Origin of the sequence: Vagococcus entomophilus (assembly GCF_003987595.1) — a bacterium.
Taxonomy (GTDB): Bacteria; Bacillota; Bacilli; order Lactobacillales; family Vagococcaceae; genus Vagococcus_E; species Vagococcus_E entomophilus.
The window spans coordinates 459,775-476,491 of sequence record NZ_NGJZ01000001.1; the positions used below are offsets into that span (position 1 = coordinate 459,775).

13 protein-coding genes are annotated in these 16,717 nt (G+C 35.9%); 11 read left to right on the top strand and 2 right to left on the bottom strand.

Annotated elements, in window-relative coordinates:
• Window positions 1–607 precede the first annotated feature (607 nt).
• Together CBF30_RS02115 and CBF30_RS02120 are read right to left on the bottom strand one after the other, a co-directional pair.
• The gene (locus CBF30_RS02115; protein ID WP_126822289.1) at window positions 608–892 is read right to left on the bottom strand and encodes a DUF1827 family protein; all 285 of its coding nucleotides are present in this window, start codon (window positions 890–892) and stop codon (window positions 608–610) included.
• Between the two features lie 192 nt (window positions 893–1,084).
• A complete protein-coding gene (locus CBF30_RS02120) occupies window positions 1,085–3,283 on the bottom strand; it encodes an ATP-dependent Clp protease ATP-binding subunit (RefSeq protein WP_126822291.1) in 2,199 nt (732 codons plus the stop codon).
• A 351-nt stretch (window positions 3,284–3,634) separates the two neighbouring features.
• Between CBF30_RS02120 and CBF30_RS02125 the strand changes: the two genes are divergently transcribed.
• The 11 genes from CBF30_RS02125 to helD all read left to right on the top strand — a co-directional run bounded on the left by CBF30_RS02125 (window position 3,635) and on the right by helD (window position 16,716).
• Window positions 3,635–3,901: a phosphocarrier protein HPr gene (locus CBF30_RS02125; protein ID WP_126822293.1), complete on the top strand. Its 267-nt coding sequence runs from the start codon at window positions 3,635–3,637 to the stop codon at window positions 3,899–3,901.
• Entirely contained in the window at window positions 3,901–5,625 is a 1,725-nt protein-coding gene (ptsP, locus tag CBF30_RS02130; protein ID WP_126822295.1) for a phosphoenolpyruvate--protein phosphotransferase, read from the top strand. Before CBF30_RS02125 ends, ptsP begins: the two co-directional genes overlap by 1 nt.
• Window positions 5,626–5,803: 178 nt before the next feature.
• Window positions 5,804–6,859 (top strand): glycosyltransferase family 4 protein, encoded by a 1,056-nt coding sequence (locus tag CBF30_RS02135; RefSeq protein WP_126822297.1) that lies wholly within the window; start codon window positions 5,804–5,806, stop codon window positions 6,857–6,859.
• Between the two features lie 24 nt (window positions 6,860–6,883).
• Window positions 6,884–8,092 carry a glycosyltransferase family 4 protein gene (locus tag CBF30_RS02140; protein WP_126822299.1) on the top strand — a complete coding sequence of 403 codons (1,209 nt, stop codon included), beginning with the start codon at window positions 6,884–6,886 and terminating at the stop codon, window positions 8,090–8,092.
• A gap of 21 nt (window positions 8,093–8,113) precedes the next feature.
• Entirely contained in the window at window positions 8,114–9,142 is a 1,029-nt protein-coding gene (locus CBF30_RS02145) for a lysylphosphatidylglycerol synthase transmembrane domain-containing protein (RefSeq protein WP_126822301.1), read from the top strand.
• Between the two features lie 72 nt (window positions 9,143–9,214).
• Window positions 9,215–10,096 carry an NAD(P)-dependent oxidoreductase gene (locus CBF30_RS02150; RefSeq protein ID WP_126822303.1) on the top strand — a complete coding sequence of 294 codons (882 nt, stop codon included), beginning with the start codon at window positions 9,215–9,217 and terminating at the stop codon, window positions 10,094–10,096.
• Between the two features lie 110 nt (window positions 10,097–10,206).
• On the top strand, window positions 10,207–10,440 hold the full coding sequence (locus CBF30_RS02155; protein WP_126822305.1) for a YkuJ family protein: 234 nt from the start codon (window positions 10,207–10,209) through the stop codon (window positions 10,438–10,440).
• A gap of 99 nt (window positions 10,441–10,539) precedes the next feature.
• Window positions 10,540–11,469 carry a hypothetical protein gene (locus CBF30_RS02160; RefSeq protein ID WP_126822307.1) on the top strand — a complete coding sequence of 310 codons (930 nt, stop codon included), beginning with the start codon at window positions 10,540–10,542 and terminating at the stop codon, window positions 11,467–11,469.
• 125 nt (window positions 11,470–11,594) lie between these two features.
• Window positions 11,595–12,878, top strand: coding sequence for a trigger factor (gene tig, locus CBF30_RS02165; RefSeq protein ID WP_126822309.1), 1,284 nt, complete (start codon window positions 11,595–11,597; stop codon window positions 12,876–12,878).
• 174 nt (window positions 12,879–13,052) lie between these two features.
• On the top strand, window positions 13,053–14,303 hold the full coding sequence (clpX, locus tag CBF30_RS02170) for an ATP-dependent Clp protease ATP-binding subunit ClpX (RefSeq protein WP_126822311.1): 1,251 nt from the start codon (window positions 13,053–13,055) through the stop codon (window positions 14,301–14,303).
• 97 nt (window positions 14,304–14,400) lie between these two features.
• Window positions 14,401–16,716: an RNA polymerase recycling motor HelD gene (gene helD / locus CBF30_RS02175; RefSeq protein ID WP_170168908.1), complete on the top strand. Its 2,316-nt coding sequence runs from the start codon at window positions 14,401–14,403 to the stop codon at window positions 16,714–16,716.
• Window position 16,717 lies beyond the last annotated feature (1 nt).

The window sequence follows — 16,717 nt, forward strand, 5'->3', positions numbered from 1 at the left end:
CGCCTTTTTATGAGTTATATAATATAATTAGTCTATAAATTATGAACAAGAAGGTGAAAGAAACATGGAGCTTTTATGGTATGCAATAATTGGTGTAATCTCTTTTCTTTTCATCAATGCGATTTATTTTATTCTAAGAAGATTTAGTCAATATTCTTTCAGATATTGTGGAGCCATAATTCTAATCACCAGTTTAGTTTGTATGCTTTTATTTGGGGTCGGGATTTACAACTATAATCTACGAATATTAGCTTACTTTGTCGTCTCAGCAGCCATTATATCAGGATTTTTAGCGGGCGTGATAGAGTGGTTGCTCGTGAGTATTTATTTAGAAATAAGAATACATAAAGTTTAGGGAATTTGAACGAAAATCTTGAGAGAAATGTGCTAGAATTGTTGAGATTAAAGTAGAGAGTGGCATACATCCTTACCAAAATTATTGATTAAAAAATTGTATTCCAATGAGGAATACAATTTTTTTTACAATAACAAGTATATGGTACAATATAATAATTAGAATGAAAGAACAACAAAAAAGAGCGGTCTTCACCACTCTATAAAACTTATTTTTTACCTTAAATCATTCAAAAAAGAAACGTTTTTTTACTCATTTTTTTGGGATAGATATTTCGACCAATTTGTCCGTTTCAATTAATTCGCATGCATCTCTATCTAGTGGATGAGCCGTGAGATGTTCCATTACAGTGTTAATTTCTTCAGGCGTGATGGAGCGTTGTTTGTTAATTAAAGCGATTTCATCATGCTTTGGAGAAATTGTGTAAATAACAGTTGTGTTGCCTAGACTATAAACGCGTACTTGTTGCGCATCTGTATTGTCTAGTTGGCTACGAACAAGGCTTGAATGACTATTTGTCACATCAATTAATTTCATAAAAACACCTAGCTTTCATATTTCATATTATCTGATTCTTTTATTAATTATAATCTTTTTTTAATGAAAAGGGTAGGAATAACACTTGAAAAGCTTGGAGAATTCCCTAATTTATTTGGTTGGAAAAGAAGAAAAACGCGTGCGTCTCCAATAATGGAAACACACGCTTAGAAAGTTGGATTTAGTTGCTCATCAAGCATCTTTTTCTTGTTTTTTTTCTTTTACAACAATCTGTCCAGTAGAGTCAAGAGTGGCAACCAGTGTTTTGGTTTGAGGATGTTCCAAATAGTAATCTGCAATTTGGTCCTCAATTTGTTCTTGTAAAACTCTTCTTAGTGGTCTGGCCCCCATCTCTGGTTGATAGCCAATCTCAACTAGTTTTTCTTTGACATTTTGATTTACCTCAATGTGAATTTGCTGTCCACTTAACATATTGTTGACATCTTCGATTAGTAGATTGATAATCTCAAGTAAATCTGTTTTTGATAGAGAATTAAACTCAATGATACTGTCAAAACGGTTCAAAAATTCTGGTTTAAAAAACTGTTTTAATTTTCCTAAGACGGAATGTGTTTTCCCGTCTCGAATCGCACCAAATCCAACATTAGCATCTGTATTTCCACTACCTGCATTGCTTGTCATGATGATAATTGTATCTTTAAAGCTAACCGTTCGACCTTTAGCATCTGTTAGTCGGCCATCATCTAATATTTGCAAGAACATATGCAAAACATCTGGATGGGCTTTTTCGATTTCATCAAGTAAAACTAAGGAATAAGGATTTCTACGGACCTTTTCTGTTAATTGACCAGCCTCGTCATAGCCGATATAGCCAGGAGGTGAGCCAATGAGTTTAGCAATACTATGTTTTTCCATGTACTCACTCATATCAAAACGAATCATTGATTCATTTGACCCGAAAAGTTCAAGTGCAAGTTGCTTGGCTAATTCGGTTTTTCCCACTCCGGTTGGTCCAACAAATAAAAAAGAGGCGATGGGGCGATTTTTTTTATTGAGACCAATGCGGTTTCTTCGAATAGCACGTGAAACTTTATCCACTGCATCGTCTTGCCCGATAACATGTTTTTCTAAATCAATAGCTAGATTTTTAAGTTGTGTTTGCTCTTTTTCTTTTAGTTCTCCAACTGGAATATTGGTTTTTTGTTCAATTGCCTGCTCAATACTTTTTTCGGTAATAATAGGCGTATCTTCACTTGAAACTTTTTTTTCTTTTAACACATTTAGTTTATTAATTTTGTCACGATAATAAGCAGCTTTTTCAAAATCTTCCTCTTGTGACGCACGTTGTTTTTCTTTTTCAGCTTCTACTAATTTTTCTTCCAACAATTTCGGGTCAACTGCTTGGATGGTAAGGTTCTTTTTAGAACCAGTTTCATCTAGAAGGTCAATTGCTTTATCTGGAAGGTAGCGATCTTGAATATACCGATCTGACAATTTAGCAGCAGCTTCAATTGCCTCATCTGTATATTTTACATGGTGATACGCTTCGTATTTTTCTTGAATTCCTTTTAGGATAATCACGGTTTCTGCAACAGAAGGCTCATCCACCTGAACAGGTTGTAAGCGACGTTCTAAAGCTGCATCTTTTTCGATGAGTCGGTACTCATTTAAAGTAGTTGCACCAACTAGTTGCAATTCCCCTCTAGCTAGAGCAGGTTTTAAAATATTGCCTGCATCTAAGTTGCCCTCACCAGTGGTACCGGCGCCCACTAATTCGTGTACTTCATCGATGAAAAGAATAATTTGTGGATTGTTTTTAACTTCGGTCATCAATTGTTTCATTCGTTCTTCAAACTGCCCACGAATCCCAGTTCCTTGAACAAGAGAAACGACATCTAAGCGAATGACTTCTTTGTTTAATAATTTTTGTGGAACATCACCGTCTACAATTTTTTGAGCCAGACCCTCTACAACAGCAGTTTTCCCAACACCGGGTTCCCCAATTAAAACAGGATTATTTTTGGTTCTCCGATTTAAAATTTCGATGACTCTTTGGATTTCTTGATCCCGTCCAATTACAGGGTCAATTTTCCCTTTTTTCGCACTATCAGTGATATTGATCCCGAACTCTGCTAAAAGAGATTGGTTATTTTGTGGTGGGCGTGGGGGCTGGTCACCTTCTCTGCCAAATGAAGGCGGGGTTTGTTGTGATTGTCCTTGATTTAAATTTAGTTGTTGCGCTAATGAACGAAATAAATCATCTATCGAACCTGAATTGTCTTGATTTTTTGGTGAAATACTATTTTTCATTTGTTGAGTTTTTAAAGTTTGATAGCAATCTTGACAATAATCGATTTGCCGTCTTTCTCCATTTACATTTGCATACAGATGAATTGTCGCTTCTTTATTTTGACATCTTTGACAAAGCATACGCACACATCCTTTCAACTTTAGTAATCAAAAATATTATTGACCATTTTTGACCATAAACTAATTATAGCATTTTTATAGGGAGAATCAAGAAATGTGATTACAAAAATCAAGAACTGCGTCATGTTTCCTCAAATTGAAATGAATGCTTAGAAACGGCTGTCTTTTTACCAAAAAACTTAGTGGAAAATTGAATAATACAAATTTAGAAAAAAACTAATATAAAACGGTTGTAAGAAATCAAAAAAAATGGTAATCTTTAAAATTGAAGGGGTTCCATTTATTAAATGAAAATTTAGCTTAATGCTTGGTAATCCTAAAACTAACCGAAAACAAAGGAGAACGATTATTATGGAAAAAAAAGATTTTCACATTATTGCAGATACAGGAATTCATGCTCGTCCAGCTACTTTATTAGTGCAAGCAGCAAGCAAATTTAATGCCGATGTTAACTTAGAATATAAAGGAAAATCTGTTAACTTAAAATCAATTATGGGTGTTATGTCTTTAGGAGTTGGCCAAGGTGCTGACGTAACAATTACTGCTGATGGCGCAGATGAAGCGGATGCACTTGCTGCAATTGCAGATACTATGGTTAAAGAAGGTTTGTCAGAATAATGACTGAATTATTAAAAGGAATTGCAGCAAGTGATGGCATCGCAATCGCCAAAGCATACCGATTAATTCAACCTGATTTATCTTTTGACAAAAAATCCGTAGATGATTCTGAGGGTGAAGTAAAACGTTTAAAAGACGCGTTACAAAAATCAACAGATGATTTACAAAAAATTCGCGATAAAGCTGTTGAAACGTTAGGGGAATCAGAAGCGCAAGTTTTTGATGCTCATTTGATGGTACTATCTGATCCTGAGATGGTAAGCAGTATTGAAAGTAACATTCGTGATAATAAAGTAAATGCGGAATCTGCTTTAAAAGATGTAACAGATATGTTCATTAGTATGTTTGAAGGCATGCATGACAATCCTTATATGCAAGAACGCGCAGCAGATATCAAAGATGTGACCAAGCGTATACTTAGCCATCTGTTAGGCGTTACGCTACCAAATCCAGCGATGATTGATGAGGAAGTAATCGTTATTGCACATGATTTGACACCAAGTGATACTGCTCAACTAGATCGTAAATATGTAAAGGCTTTTGTTACAGATATTGGTGGAAGAACATCACATTCTGCAATCATGGCTCGTTCTCTAGAAATTCCAGCAATCGTCGGAACAGAAAAAATCACTTCAATTGTAAAAGAAGGAGATATGTTAGCGGTTAACGGGATTGAAGGAGATGTTATTGTTCATCCTAGTGACGAACAAACGAAAGATTTTCAAGCAAAAGCAAAAGCGTTTGCAGATCAAAAAGCTGAATGGGAAAAATTGAAAAATGCCCAAACAGTGACAGCGGATGGCAAACATTTTGAGTTAGCTGCTAATATTGGTACACCAAAAGACTTAGAAGGTGTAATCTCAAATGGTGGGGAAGCAGTTGGATTGTACCGTACAGAATTCTTGTACATGGATTCTCCTGATTTTCCAACAGAAGATGAACAATACAAAGCGTATAGTGCGGTTCTTGAAGGAATGGAAGGGAAGCCAGTCGTTGTCCGTACAATGGACATTGGTGGCGATAAAGAACTTCCTTATCTTAAATTGCCACACGAAATGAACCCATTTTTAGGCTACCGAGCAATTCGAGTATGTTTAGATAGAGATGATATGTTCCGTACGCAGCTTCGTGCATTGCTTCGCGCATCTGTACATGGCCAGTTACGGATTATGTTTCCAATGATTGCAACTCTTCAAGAGTTTAGAGCAGCAAAAGCACTTCTTGATGAAGAAAAAGCAAAACTTGAAAAAGAAGGAACAAAAGTTTCTGACAATATTCAAGTAGGGATTATGATTGAAATTCCAGCAGCAGCGGTAATAGCTGATAAATTTGCGAAAGAAGTTGACTTCTTTAGTGTTGGAACCAATGATTTGATTCAATATACAATGGCTGCCGATCGTATGAATGAGAAGGTGTCATACTTGTACCAACCTTACAACCCATCAATTTTACGTTTAATCAAAAATGTTATTGAATCAGCTCATGCTGAAGGTAAATGGGCTGGTATGTGTGGCGAAATGGCTGGCGATCAAATCGCTGTTCCTTTACTTGTTGGACTTGGCTTAGATGAGTTTTCAATGAGCGCAACAAGTATTCTAAAAACACGTAGTCTAATGAAACGCTTAGATACTGCTAAGATGAGCGAGCTCGCTCAAAAGGCAATTAATGAGTGTGATACGGCTGATGAAGTTGTTGCATTAGTAAACGAATACACAGCTGAATAAAGCGAAACCTTAAAAAGCGAGATGACTTTCATCTCGCTTTTTTGTTGTACAAAATTTAGTTTTTCTCAACTTTAGTAGTCTTTTATGTTATAATAGTTGGGAATGTTCATGCGAACAGTGCAATTGTGAAAAAGAGTTTATAGGTTGGTTGTCTATAGAATTGATGGGAGTGATAGACGTGTTAACAATCAACATGTTTTCATCAGCGGATAAAGTAAAAGGTCAAGGTGTAGGAAGTGTTTATCTGGATTTGGTGAAAATGTTAGAAGAAAACTTCCCAGATACATTAGAAATTAGTATTAATAAAATGAAAAAAACACAAATTACACATTATCATACAGTGGATTTGCCTTTTTATTTTTCAACTTTTTTCAAAAAAAGTCGTGGCAGAAAGATTGGGTATGTCCATTTTGTTCCTGAAACTTTAGAAGGAAGTTTAGATTTACCTTGGATTGCAAAAGTTGTATTTTACCGGTATTTAGTTGATTTTTATAAACGAATGGATCATCTGGTTGTGGTAAATCCTAGCTTTATTCCGATATTGATGGAGTTGGGGATAAAAGAAGAAAAAATCACGTATATTCCTAATTTTGTTTCTAAAAAGATGTTTTATGAATATAAGGATGAAAAAAAGGCTTCTGTCAAAAAAGCAAAAGGATTTAAAGAAAGTGATTTTATTGTGTTTGGTGCAGGGCAAATTCAGGACCGCAAAGGGGTCGATGATTTTGTTGAATTAGCAAAAGAAAATCCGCACATGCAATTCATTTGGGCAGGTGGTTTTTCATTTGGGAAGATGAGCAGTGGGTACGAAAAATACAAAGAAATTTACGAGAATCCACCTGAAAATATGACTTTTACAGGAATTATTTCCAGAGAAGAATTGGTAGATTATTACAATATTTGCGACACTTTTTTGTTGCCATCTCATAATGAATTATTTCCAATGTGTATTTTAGAAGCCTTTAATTGTGGTGCAGTTGTAATGCTACGCGATTTACCATTGTATCAATCGATTATTGACGGAGATTTTTTACCGGCTAAGGATATGCAAGACATGCACAAAATGCTAAATGATATGACAAAGAATCCTGAACTTTTTGACTCTTATAAGAAAAAGTCTCGTAAAGCTGCTCAAAAGTATTCCGAAGAAAACTTGAGTAAGATATGGTATGATTTTTATTTAGAGCAAGCGGCGGTCGAGCATCGTCATTTTTCAGTTCAAAGTGATGATTAGTTTTTTTAGAAGGGGGGAGAAAAGGTGAAAATTGGCTTTTTTACGGATACGTATTTTCCACAAATTAGCGGCGTAGCGACATCTATTCAGACTCTAAAAAATGAATTGGAAAAACGAGGGCATGAGGTTTATATTTTTACGACAACTGATCCAAATGCAACAGATTCTGAATATGGAATTATTCGTATGCCTAGTATTCCTTTCGTGTCGTTTAAAGATAGAAGGGTAGTTGTTAGAGGGATGCTCTACGCTTATTCTGTGGCGAAAGAATTAAACTTAGATATTATTCATACCCACACTGAATTTGGAACAGGAATTTTAGGGAAAATCATTGCAAAGAAGCTGCAAATCCCGTGTGTACATACGTATCATACAATGTATGAAGACTATTTACACTATGTCTTAAAAGGGAAAGTCATTCGTCCAGGGCATGTCAAGCAATTGTCACGTTTATTTTGTAATCATCTTAGTGGGATTGTCTGCCCGAGTGACCGTGTAGTGAGTACGCTCTCCAAGTATAATATTTCTGTCCCGAAAGAAGTCATTCCCACAGGGGTAAACTTAGCCAAATTCGAGCAACATCGAAGAGAAAATGAGATAGATGTCCGGCAGAGGTTTGGCATCGCAAGTGATAAAATTCTAATGCTTTCTCTTAGCAGGCTTTCGTTTGAAAAAAACATTCAAGCAATTTTAAGTGGGATGAAAGAGATTCATGAAGATGAAAGTCAGGTACACTTATTAGTTGTGGGGGATGGACCTTACCGAGAATCATTAGAAGAACTTTGTGAACAGCAAGGGATCACAAGTTATGTGACTTTTTCTGGAGAGGTTTCAAATGAACTGGTTGGAGAGTTTTATCGTCAGGCTGATTATTTTGTTAGTTGCTCTTCTTCTGAATCTCAAGGGCTGACCTATATTGAAGCCATGGCATCGGGGGTAAAATGTGTTGTTAAAGGCAACGAATACTTAAATCAATTGTTTACAGATAGTTCATTAGGAGTGACTTTTGAGCAAGATGAGGAATTTTCTGCTACCTTCCTTGCTTATCTAAAACAAGGGCACTTATTCCAAGACAATACTCAGAAAAGACAAGAGGCACTTTCTGCCATTTCAAGTGACACTTTTGGCGAAAAAATGTTATTGTTTTATCAAAAATCACAAAGCTATTATCAGGAAAAAGCGAAAGAACAAGCGGAAGAATCTAGTTCGATTAAGCTTTTTAAACGCTGGTAATGAATCTTTAAGGAGAGTTTCATGAGTAAAAAAAATCGTTTTTATCTCGTTCTAGTAGTAATTTTGGGAGCTTTTGTGCTCACACATGAACTCTCAAAAATCAGTTGGCAAAGTATGAAGACTGAATTTAGTCAACTGAACTGGGGCTGGTTGCTTATTGCAGCACTTTGTATGTTGTTCTATTGGGGAATGGAAGCCAGAGTCATTCAAGTTCTCTCTAAAAAAGAGAATAAAGATTTGTCCTTTGCACATGTATACCGTATCCCACTTATTGAGCATTTATTCAATTCTATTACCCCTTTTTCAACAGGAGGACAGCCAGCTCAACTTGTAGCACTTAGCCAAGCTGGTGTAGATCCAGGAGTAAGTGGTTCCATTTGTTTAATGAAATTCGTTATTTATCAAGTCCTAATTGTTGTGAATTTTATTGGTTGTGTTATTTTTGGGTTTAAAATTATTGAAACACAGCTAAATACACTATCATTGTTTGTTATTTTAGGTTTCTTAATACATGTAATTGTTGTAGTGGTACTCTTGATGCTGATGTATTGGTATCCGATGACCAATAAAATTGTTCATTTTTGTTTGAAGTTTGTCAAAAAATTTACAACAGAAGAACGTGGCTTGAAAATGGAACAATCAATTTTGCAAAAAATGGAAAACTTTTACGAAGAAAGTAAATATATACGCTCTCAAAAAAAATTAGTCTTGCGGGTGTGTGTGTTGACATTTTTCCAATTAGCCTTTTATTATGTTGTCCCTTATTTTATTTTGCTAAGCCTAGGGATACAAAATGTTAGTCTCTTTCATGTAGTAATTATGCACGCATTTATTATTTTGATTATTTCTTTGTTTCCAGTACCTGGAGGAGCAGGAGGAGCAGAATATACCTTTACTTTACTATTTGGAACATTCGTCCTTGTCAAAGCTAAGTTAGTTTTTGCCATCATTTTGTGGCGGATTATTACATTATATATGGGCATTGTTTTAGGTCTGGTTACTTTAGTATTTCGACCTAAATCACTTCGGAAAAAATCGATTGAAAACTAAATTCAATCGATTTTTCTTTTTCATTTGTTCAAGAAAGCGTATAATAGAATTGAAATAAAAGGGGGAAAAAGCATGACAAAAATAGGATTTATCGGTACAGGAGTAATGGGTACCTCTATCGGGCAACATCTGCTAGAGGCAGGACATACGTTGGCTGTTTTCAATCGTACGAAAAGTAAAACGGATCAGCTAGTCAAATTAGGTGCTACCTATAATGCAACGCCCAAAGAAGTCACGCTAAATAGTGATGTGATTTTTAGCATGGTTGGGTATCCTCAAGATGTAGAAAAGATTTATTATGGCGCAGAAGGGATTTTTTCTGCCGATGTAACAGGTAAATATTTAGTCGATATGACAACAAGTACACCATCACTTGCGATAAAAATCGAGAAAAAAGCCCAAGAATTGGGAGCTAAATCATTGGATGCTCCTGTTTCTGGTGGGGATATTGGAGCTCAAAAGGGGACGCTTACAACAATGGTTGGTGGTGAAACCGAGACTTATCAAGAGCTTTTGCCTTTATTTAAGGTATTTAGTAGCAAAGTGAACTTACAAGGTGGGCCTGGTGCTGGGCAACATACTAAAATGGCAAACCAAATTATGATTGCAGGTACTATGACAGGTATGACAGAATTATTAGTCTACGCACAACATGCAGGCTTAGATGTTGAGAAAGTACTGGATACGGTTGGTGGGGGGAGCGCGGCAAACTGGTCACTAACTAATTATGCTCCACGTATTTTGCAACAAGATTATTCTGCGGGTTTCTTTGTTAAACATTTCATTAAAGATTTGGGAATTGCACTAGATGAAGCAAAAAAAATGAAAGTGCAATTACCAGCAACTGAACAAGCCAAAAAAATGTATGATGAATTAGCACATTTGGGTTTTGAAAATGATGGAACGCAAGCGTTAATTAAATTGTGGTGGAACAAAGGAATTTATGAAAATTAAAATTTGATTAATAAAAAAAAAAGTTTAAAAAAAAAAGCATTTTTTCATGCAGGATGGCACATAGTTTGCTACAATGTACAAGAACGTGATTACAAAGGAGGGTATCCCCCATGAAAAATTCGCAATTGGTTGCCATTATTAAACGTTTAGAGGCAATGATTGATGCACAAGATAACGAAATTCAAGTTCGTCGCTTTGAAAAAGAAGGAAATGAGCGTTGTGTTGTCAGCTATGATAGTAGTAGTGAAATGTTTGATCTAACTGAAACAGGTGCACAACAAGGATATGAATTTGATGATATTGACCTTGTCGCAATGGAAATTTATGAATTATTGCAAGATTAACTTTAAAATCTAAAAAGAGTTTGGGTATGCTAATGCGCTACCCAAACTCATTTTATTCTCTCTAAACAACAACGAAAAAAAAGAGAAGTGGGTGACAATATGGGGGAACAAATTCCATTTCCATTAAATTTCAAACGGTATCAAGAAATTGGTGAAGAGGCATTATTGAATGAAAAGTATGATGTTGCTTGTGAAAACTTTGAAAATGCGTATGAAATGGAGCAAGACTTTTCTATCAATACACGCTTAGTTTATACATTGTTGCAGATACATCAAGTGAAAAGAGCTCTGAAAGTAGCAAATGAAATGAAGACTACTTATTTTTCGCAGCAAAAACAGCTTCCTTTATTAATCGAAACATTACTGCTAAATAAGTATCCGCTAGAGGCCAGAAAAGCTTTGAGATTTCTTTCAAATAATAAAAAAAAGCGAGAGTTTCTTGAAAGAATTGTCCAGCTTGAACGCGCATTAGCTTTAATTCCAACTATAGAAATGCAAGAACAGAGGAAATGGTTAAATAGTTTTGAAACAATGACAGGAGCTGAGCAACTAACAGGATTGTCGCACGTAAACAGTGTACCCGTAAAAATTTATCTAGAAAGCCTAGAGCCTTTTTTAGAAGATTCAGATTTTCATCCTCTTGTTCGCGCTGCAATTTTAGAAACGCTTGTTGAGCTGAAACTAGATAAATCTTTTGTGTATTTAACCTACAAAAATAGAAAGCTCCAAATTGTTCCAGCAGAGCTGGAGACTATTTCAGAGTCTACTTTATTTGGAAAAATGAATAAAACCTTAGCAGACAAGCTGCTAGACAGCAATCCAACTCTTTATTCGATGTTGAAAGAAGAACTTTATTTTCAGTTTGCAATTATTTATCCTAGACCTGAACAGTATGTTTTAGATGTCGATTCTTGGGTAGAGGCATTAATAGAGAGATATACTGGTTCACAGTCTCAACAGGAGCCTTTAGTGTTAACTGAGACGATTCAAGAAATCGAATTATTGATTCAAACTTTTTTTTATTCGTAAACGAGTACTAGATAAAGGGAATTCATTGTAAAAATGTTTACATTTCTTTGTTGATAGTGTACTATTGTAAAGGATGCAATTGAATTATAGAATTGTGAATAAAAGATATTTCGGAGGGAATTTTAATGTCAGCCAAATGGGAAAAAAAAGGCACAAATGATGGTGTGCTAACTTTTGAAATCGATACAGATACAATTGAAAAAGGCTTGAAAGTCGCTTTTGATCGTGTGAAAAAAAATCTAAACGTACCTGGATTCCGTAAAGGAAAGGTATCTAGAACAGTCTTTAATAAAATGTATGGAGAAGCTGCTTTATACCAAGACGCATTGAATGCAGTACTTCCAGAATGTTACGATGCTGCGGTTAAAGAATCAGGCATTGAAGCTGTTTCTCAACCAAAGATTGATGTTGAAAGCATGGAAGAAGGCCAACCTTGGGTCATTACAGCAGAAGTAACTGTAAAACCTGAAGTTAAATTGGGCGAATACAAAAACCTAACTGTTGAAAAACAAGATCGTACAGTTACGGATGAAGATGTTGAAGCAAACCTAAAACAAAAACAAGAACAACAAGCAGAATTAGTGCTGAAAGAAGAAGAAGCTGCTGCTAATGGCGATACTGTAGTGATTGACTTTGAAGGATTCAAAGACGGAGTTGCTTTTGAAGGCGGAAAAGGTGAAAATCATTCTCTAGAACTTGGTTCAGGTTCATTCATTCCTGGTTTTGAAGAACAATTAGTAGGAAAAAAAGCTGGAGAAGAACTTGATGTTACTGTTACTTTCCCAGAAGAATACCAAGCAGAAGACTTAGCAGGTGCAAAAGCAGTCTTTAAAGTGAAAGTTCATGAAGTAAAAGCAAAAGAGTTGCCAGAACTTGATGACGAATTTGCAAAAGATGTGGATGATGAGGTAGAAACTTTAGCGGAATTAAAAGAAAAAATCCGTAAAGAATTAGAAGAAAATAAAACAAATGCTGCTGATGAAGCAGTGAAAGAAGCTGCGATTCAACAAGCAGTTGCGAATGCTGAAATCGTAGAGCTACCACATGTAATGGTACATGATGAAGTACACCGTAGTATGGATCAATTCTTAAACAATATGAAACAACAAGGTGTATCACCAGAAATGTACTATCAACTAACAGGTACAACCGAAGCAGATTTACACAAACAATTTGAAGAAGAAGCTGAAGTTCGTACTAAAACGAATTTGGTAATTGAAGCAGTTGCTGCTAAAGAAGGTTTCGAGGCTACTGATGAAGAAGTAAATGCAGAAATCAAAGACTTAGCAGAACAATACAATATGGAAGAAGCAGCAATTCGTAATGTGTTGACTCCAGACATGTTAAAACATGATATTGCAATGAAAAAAGCTTTGGAAGAAATTACTGAAACTGTTAAAGAAGCGTAAGTTTATTTCTAAGTATGTGAAAAGGAGCTAGGGTTGATTTTTGACCTAAGCTCTTTTTTTCACGATAGCGAGCAAATAATTCGCTTCCGCTTCTTTTTGTGATAATATGTAGAAATAGACAAGCCATATCATTTTTTATGAATGATTGCTTCCATTGATTAAGGAGGGAAAGATATGTACGATAGCTCAGACAATAGCGGCGGAGTACGTTGCTCTTTTTGTGGCAAATCACAAGATGAAGTGAAGAAGATTGTCGCTGGTCCTGAAGTATATATTTGTAATGAATGTATCGAATTATGTAAAGAAATTATTGATGAAGAACTTCATGAAGAATCAATTCAAGAGTTTCTAGAAGTTCCTAAACCAAATGAAATCTTAACCAAGCTTAATGAGTATGTTGTTGGACAAGAACGTGCGAAAAGAGTTTTAGCTGTTGCTGTCTATAATCATTATAAGCGAATTAATAGTTTAGCTGAAACAAACAATGACGATGTAGAAATTCAAAAAAGCAATATCTGCTTGATTGGACCTACAGGATCAGGAAAGACCTTTCTGGCACAAACCTTAGCCAGAAGTCTTAACGTTCCATTTGCCATTGCAGATGCCACCAATCTAACGGAAGCGGGGTATGTCGGCGAAGATGTCGAAAATATCTTGCTGAAACTTTTACAGTCAGCTGATTTCAACGTAGAAAAAGCCCAAAAAGGAATTATCTATATTGATGAAATTGATAAAATAGCGAAGAAAAGTGAAAATGTTTCGATTACACGAGATGTTTCGGGCGAAGGTGTACAGCAAGCCCTGCTCAAAATACTAGAGGGCACAGTTGCAAGTGTTCCACCACAAGGCGGCAGGAAACATCCGCAACAAGAGCTTATTCAAATTGATACAACGAATATTCTCTTTATTGTCGGTGGAGCCTTTGATGGGATTGAAACGATTGTAAAGAACCGTCTTGGGGAAAAAGTAATTGGGTTTGGCGTGACTAACAAAAAACGTGATGAATCTCAAAGTCTGATGCAAGCTATTATTCCAGAGGATTTGCTAAAATTTGGTCTAATACCAGAATTTATCGGACGTTTACCGATTATGGCGGCTTTAGAAAAATTGACAGAAGAGGATTTGGTACGGGTATTAACAGAACCTAAGAACGCTTTAGTCAAACAATATCAAAAGTTAATGGCGCTTGATCAAACGGAACTCGTCTTTGATGATGATGCACTGAAAGCAATTGCGCATCTAGCAATTGAAAGGAACACGGGTGCTCGTGGGCTTCGTTCCATTATCGAAACGGCCATGATGGACACGATGTATGAGGTTCCAATACGTGAAGATATTAAAAAAGTAAACATCACCAAAGAAACAGTTGAAGGAACTGGAGAACCAGTTTGGACGCTTGACAAAGAACAAAACACAGTAGAATAGAATGGAAGCTGTTAGTATTTGAGTTGCTCAGATGCTAGCAGTTTTCTTTCCTTGTCAGCACAACTATCAATCTGGACTGCTTAAAAAGGAGAAAAGGATGAATCAAGAACAACAAGAACAACAAGAACAACAAGAACAACAATATTTGATCAAAACAATCGCGAGTATTGTAGAAGAAAAAGCAAGTATACAAGCTGAATTAACCGAAGTTGAAGCTGGTCATAAAGCTCACTTGGAAGAAAATGGTCAGCTCAAAATTCAAGCCGGCTCAATTGGAGCGCTCATGGAAACTTCTTTTTCAATCCGTGAAAAGGAACAAACACTTTCCGTAGATGGATTCTTGCTGACACAAAAACGCGAACGGCTCTCGATTCTCAATAAAATGGAGCCCAAGCCTTACTTTGGTCGAGTAGATTTTCATGAGGAAGATGAGGAGCAAACAGAGAAAATTTATTTAGGGATTTCTTCTTTAAAAAATCATCAGCTTGGGGATTATCGGATTTATGACTGGCGGGCTCCTATTGCACATTTATATTACGAAGGGAAATTAGGCGAAGCAAAATATCCTAGTGTTTCAGGTGAACAAGAAGTGATAGTGGAGCGAAAGCGACAATACATTATTGAAGATGGAGAGCTTGAAAGCTTTGCAGACACGATAGAAACGATTGGAGATGAGGTCTTACTAGAAGTTTTAGGCCAAAAGTCAAGTTCGCGCATGAATAACATTGTTGCCACAATCCAAAAGGAACAAAATGAAGTAGTCCGAGATTTATATACTCCAGTATTGGTGGTTCAAGGAGTAGCTGGAAGTGGAAAAACATCTGCGATGCTTCAGCGAGTGGCTTACTTACTTTATCATTTTCGTGAAAAAATTTCGATGAAAGATATTCTGTTATTCTCGCCTAATCGCCTTTTTAGTGAGTATATTGCCAATGTTTTGCCTTCTCTCGGTGAAGCAGAATTAAAAACAAAATCTTATCGGGAGTTTATTCAGCAATATTTACCAGGAATAAAAATCGATTCCTTGAAAAAAGATTTTGCTCAACTAAAAGAAAATGAATTGTCGGGGAATGACCAAGTAAAAGCGATTAAAAAGAGTCGGAGTTTTTTTGAAGCATTGCCTCTCTATCTTGAAAGTTTGGCGACTCGTGGCATCCAGTGGAATACGATTAAGCTCGAGGAAGAGATTGTTTTTTCCAAGCAAGATTTAAAAGCATTATATAGAAAAATAAATGTCAAATTGCCCATAAATGAAAGAATGAAAAAGCTGCAGCAGCTATTGCTCCAAAAAGTAGAAGAAAAAAAATCCCAGGAAATGAAGGCAGAATGGGTAGAAAAAGAAGTGGAATTAATTAGTGAGCAAGTCATTCAAAAAATTGAACAAGAGCAAATTGATAAGACCTTCTTTTCGATGGATGCAGTTCAAGAAGAAGCTGCTAGAGAGATTGTATCAAAAAAATATGCTACTGTAGTGAAAAAGATTCGCAGGATGAGTTTTTGGAATTTACGTAAGCAATACTTACATTTATTGACTCGAATTCTTGACTTTTTAGACTCAAATTCGATATCAGCTGCAGCCTGGAAAAGTGATATCGAAATGACGCGACTAAGTCTGATTGACAAAAAACTGTCTCTTGTAGATGCCACCATTTGTGTCTGGCTTCGAAAAGCTTTTTTAGATTTTACGCCTAAAAATGCCTATCGCTATATTTTTATTGATGAAATTCAAGATTATACTTTCCCAGAGTTAGCATTGCTTAAGGCTTTATATCCAAATGCTAAATTTACTTTATGTGGTGATTTAAACCAAAGTCTATACGGGAAAAGGGATGTTTTACAAGAATTGCCTTATTTATTTTCAAAAGAGCAGACGAAAAAAATCCAATTAACAACTAGTTATCGTTCGACGCAAGAGATTAATTTGTTTTCTTTGGCTATACTAGGAGAAAAAGTGGAAAATGTAAAAGCATATGGCCGTAGCGGACAAAAGCCAACACTTAAAAGCGTAGCAAATGAACAGCTGATGGCGCATGCGATTGTGCAACAGATTCAATCACAAAAAAGACAAGCAGGTAGAACGGTGATTATCGGCAAAACGATGCAAGAATGTCAAACGGTTTATGAGTTAATCAAAGAGCAAATTTCAGTAAAGCTAATCAAAAATGAAACCAGTAATCCTAGTGCTGATGTGCTGATCATTCCAGCATTTTATGCAAAAGGTCTTGAATTTGATGAGGTGATTGTGTGGAATGCTTCAAAAGACAATTACAGCACTTCTGAGGCTAAAAATACACTCTATACGATTTGCTCTCGAGCGATGCACCAACTGACAGTATTCGTAATTGGGGAACCCAGTCCCTATATCACCAGAATTCCAGATGACTTGTACGAAAAACAACAAAAAGAAAATTGAT

What these genes read in the sequence shown, in the direction of transcription:
- ptsP (WP_126822295.1), top strand. Translation starts at nt 3,901, where the DNA reads ATGACTGAATTATTAAAAGGAATTGCAGCAAGTGATGGCATCGCAATC.
- helD (WP_170168908.1), top strand. Translation starts at nt 14,401, where the DNA reads ATGAATCAAGAACAACAAGAACAACAAGAACAACAAGAACAACAATAT.
- CBF30_RS02115 (WP_126822289.1), bottom strand. Translation starts at nt 892, where the DNA reads ATGAAATTAATTGATGTGACAAATAGTCATTCAAGCCTTGTTCGTAGC.
- CBF30_RS02150 (WP_126822303.1), top strand. Translation starts at nt 9,215, where the DNA reads ATGACAAAAATAGGATTTATCGGTACAGGAGTAATGGGTACCTCTATC.
- CBF30_RS02120 (WP_126822291.1), bottom strand. Translation starts at nt 3,283, where the DNA reads ATGCTTTGTCAAAGATGTCAAAATAAAGAAGCGACAATTCATCTGTAT.
- clpX (WP_126822311.1), top strand. Translation starts at nt 13,053, where the DNA reads ATGTACGATAGCTCAGACAATAGCGGCGGAGTACGTTGCTCTTTTTGT.
- CBF30_RS02125 (WP_126822293.1), top strand. Translation starts at nt 3,635, where the DNA reads ATGGAAAAAAAAGATTTTCACATTATTGCAGATACAGGAATTCATGCT.
- CBF30_RS02145 (WP_126822301.1), top strand. Translation starts at nt 8,114, where the DNA reads ATGAGTAAAAAAAATCGTTTTTATCTCGTTCTAGTAGTAATTTTGGGA.
- CBF30_RS02155 (WP_126822305.1), top strand. Translation starts at nt 10,207, where the DNA reads ATGAAAAATTCGCAATTGGTTGCCATTATTAAACGTTTAGAGGCAATG.
- CBF30_RS02160 (WP_126822307.1), top strand. Translation starts at nt 10,540, where the DNA reads ATGGGGGAACAAATTCCATTTCCATTAAATTTCAAACGGTATCAAGAA.
- tig (WP_126822309.1), top strand. Translation starts at nt 11,595, where the DNA reads ATGTCAGCCAAATGGGAAAAAAAAGGCACAAATGATGGTGTGCTAACT.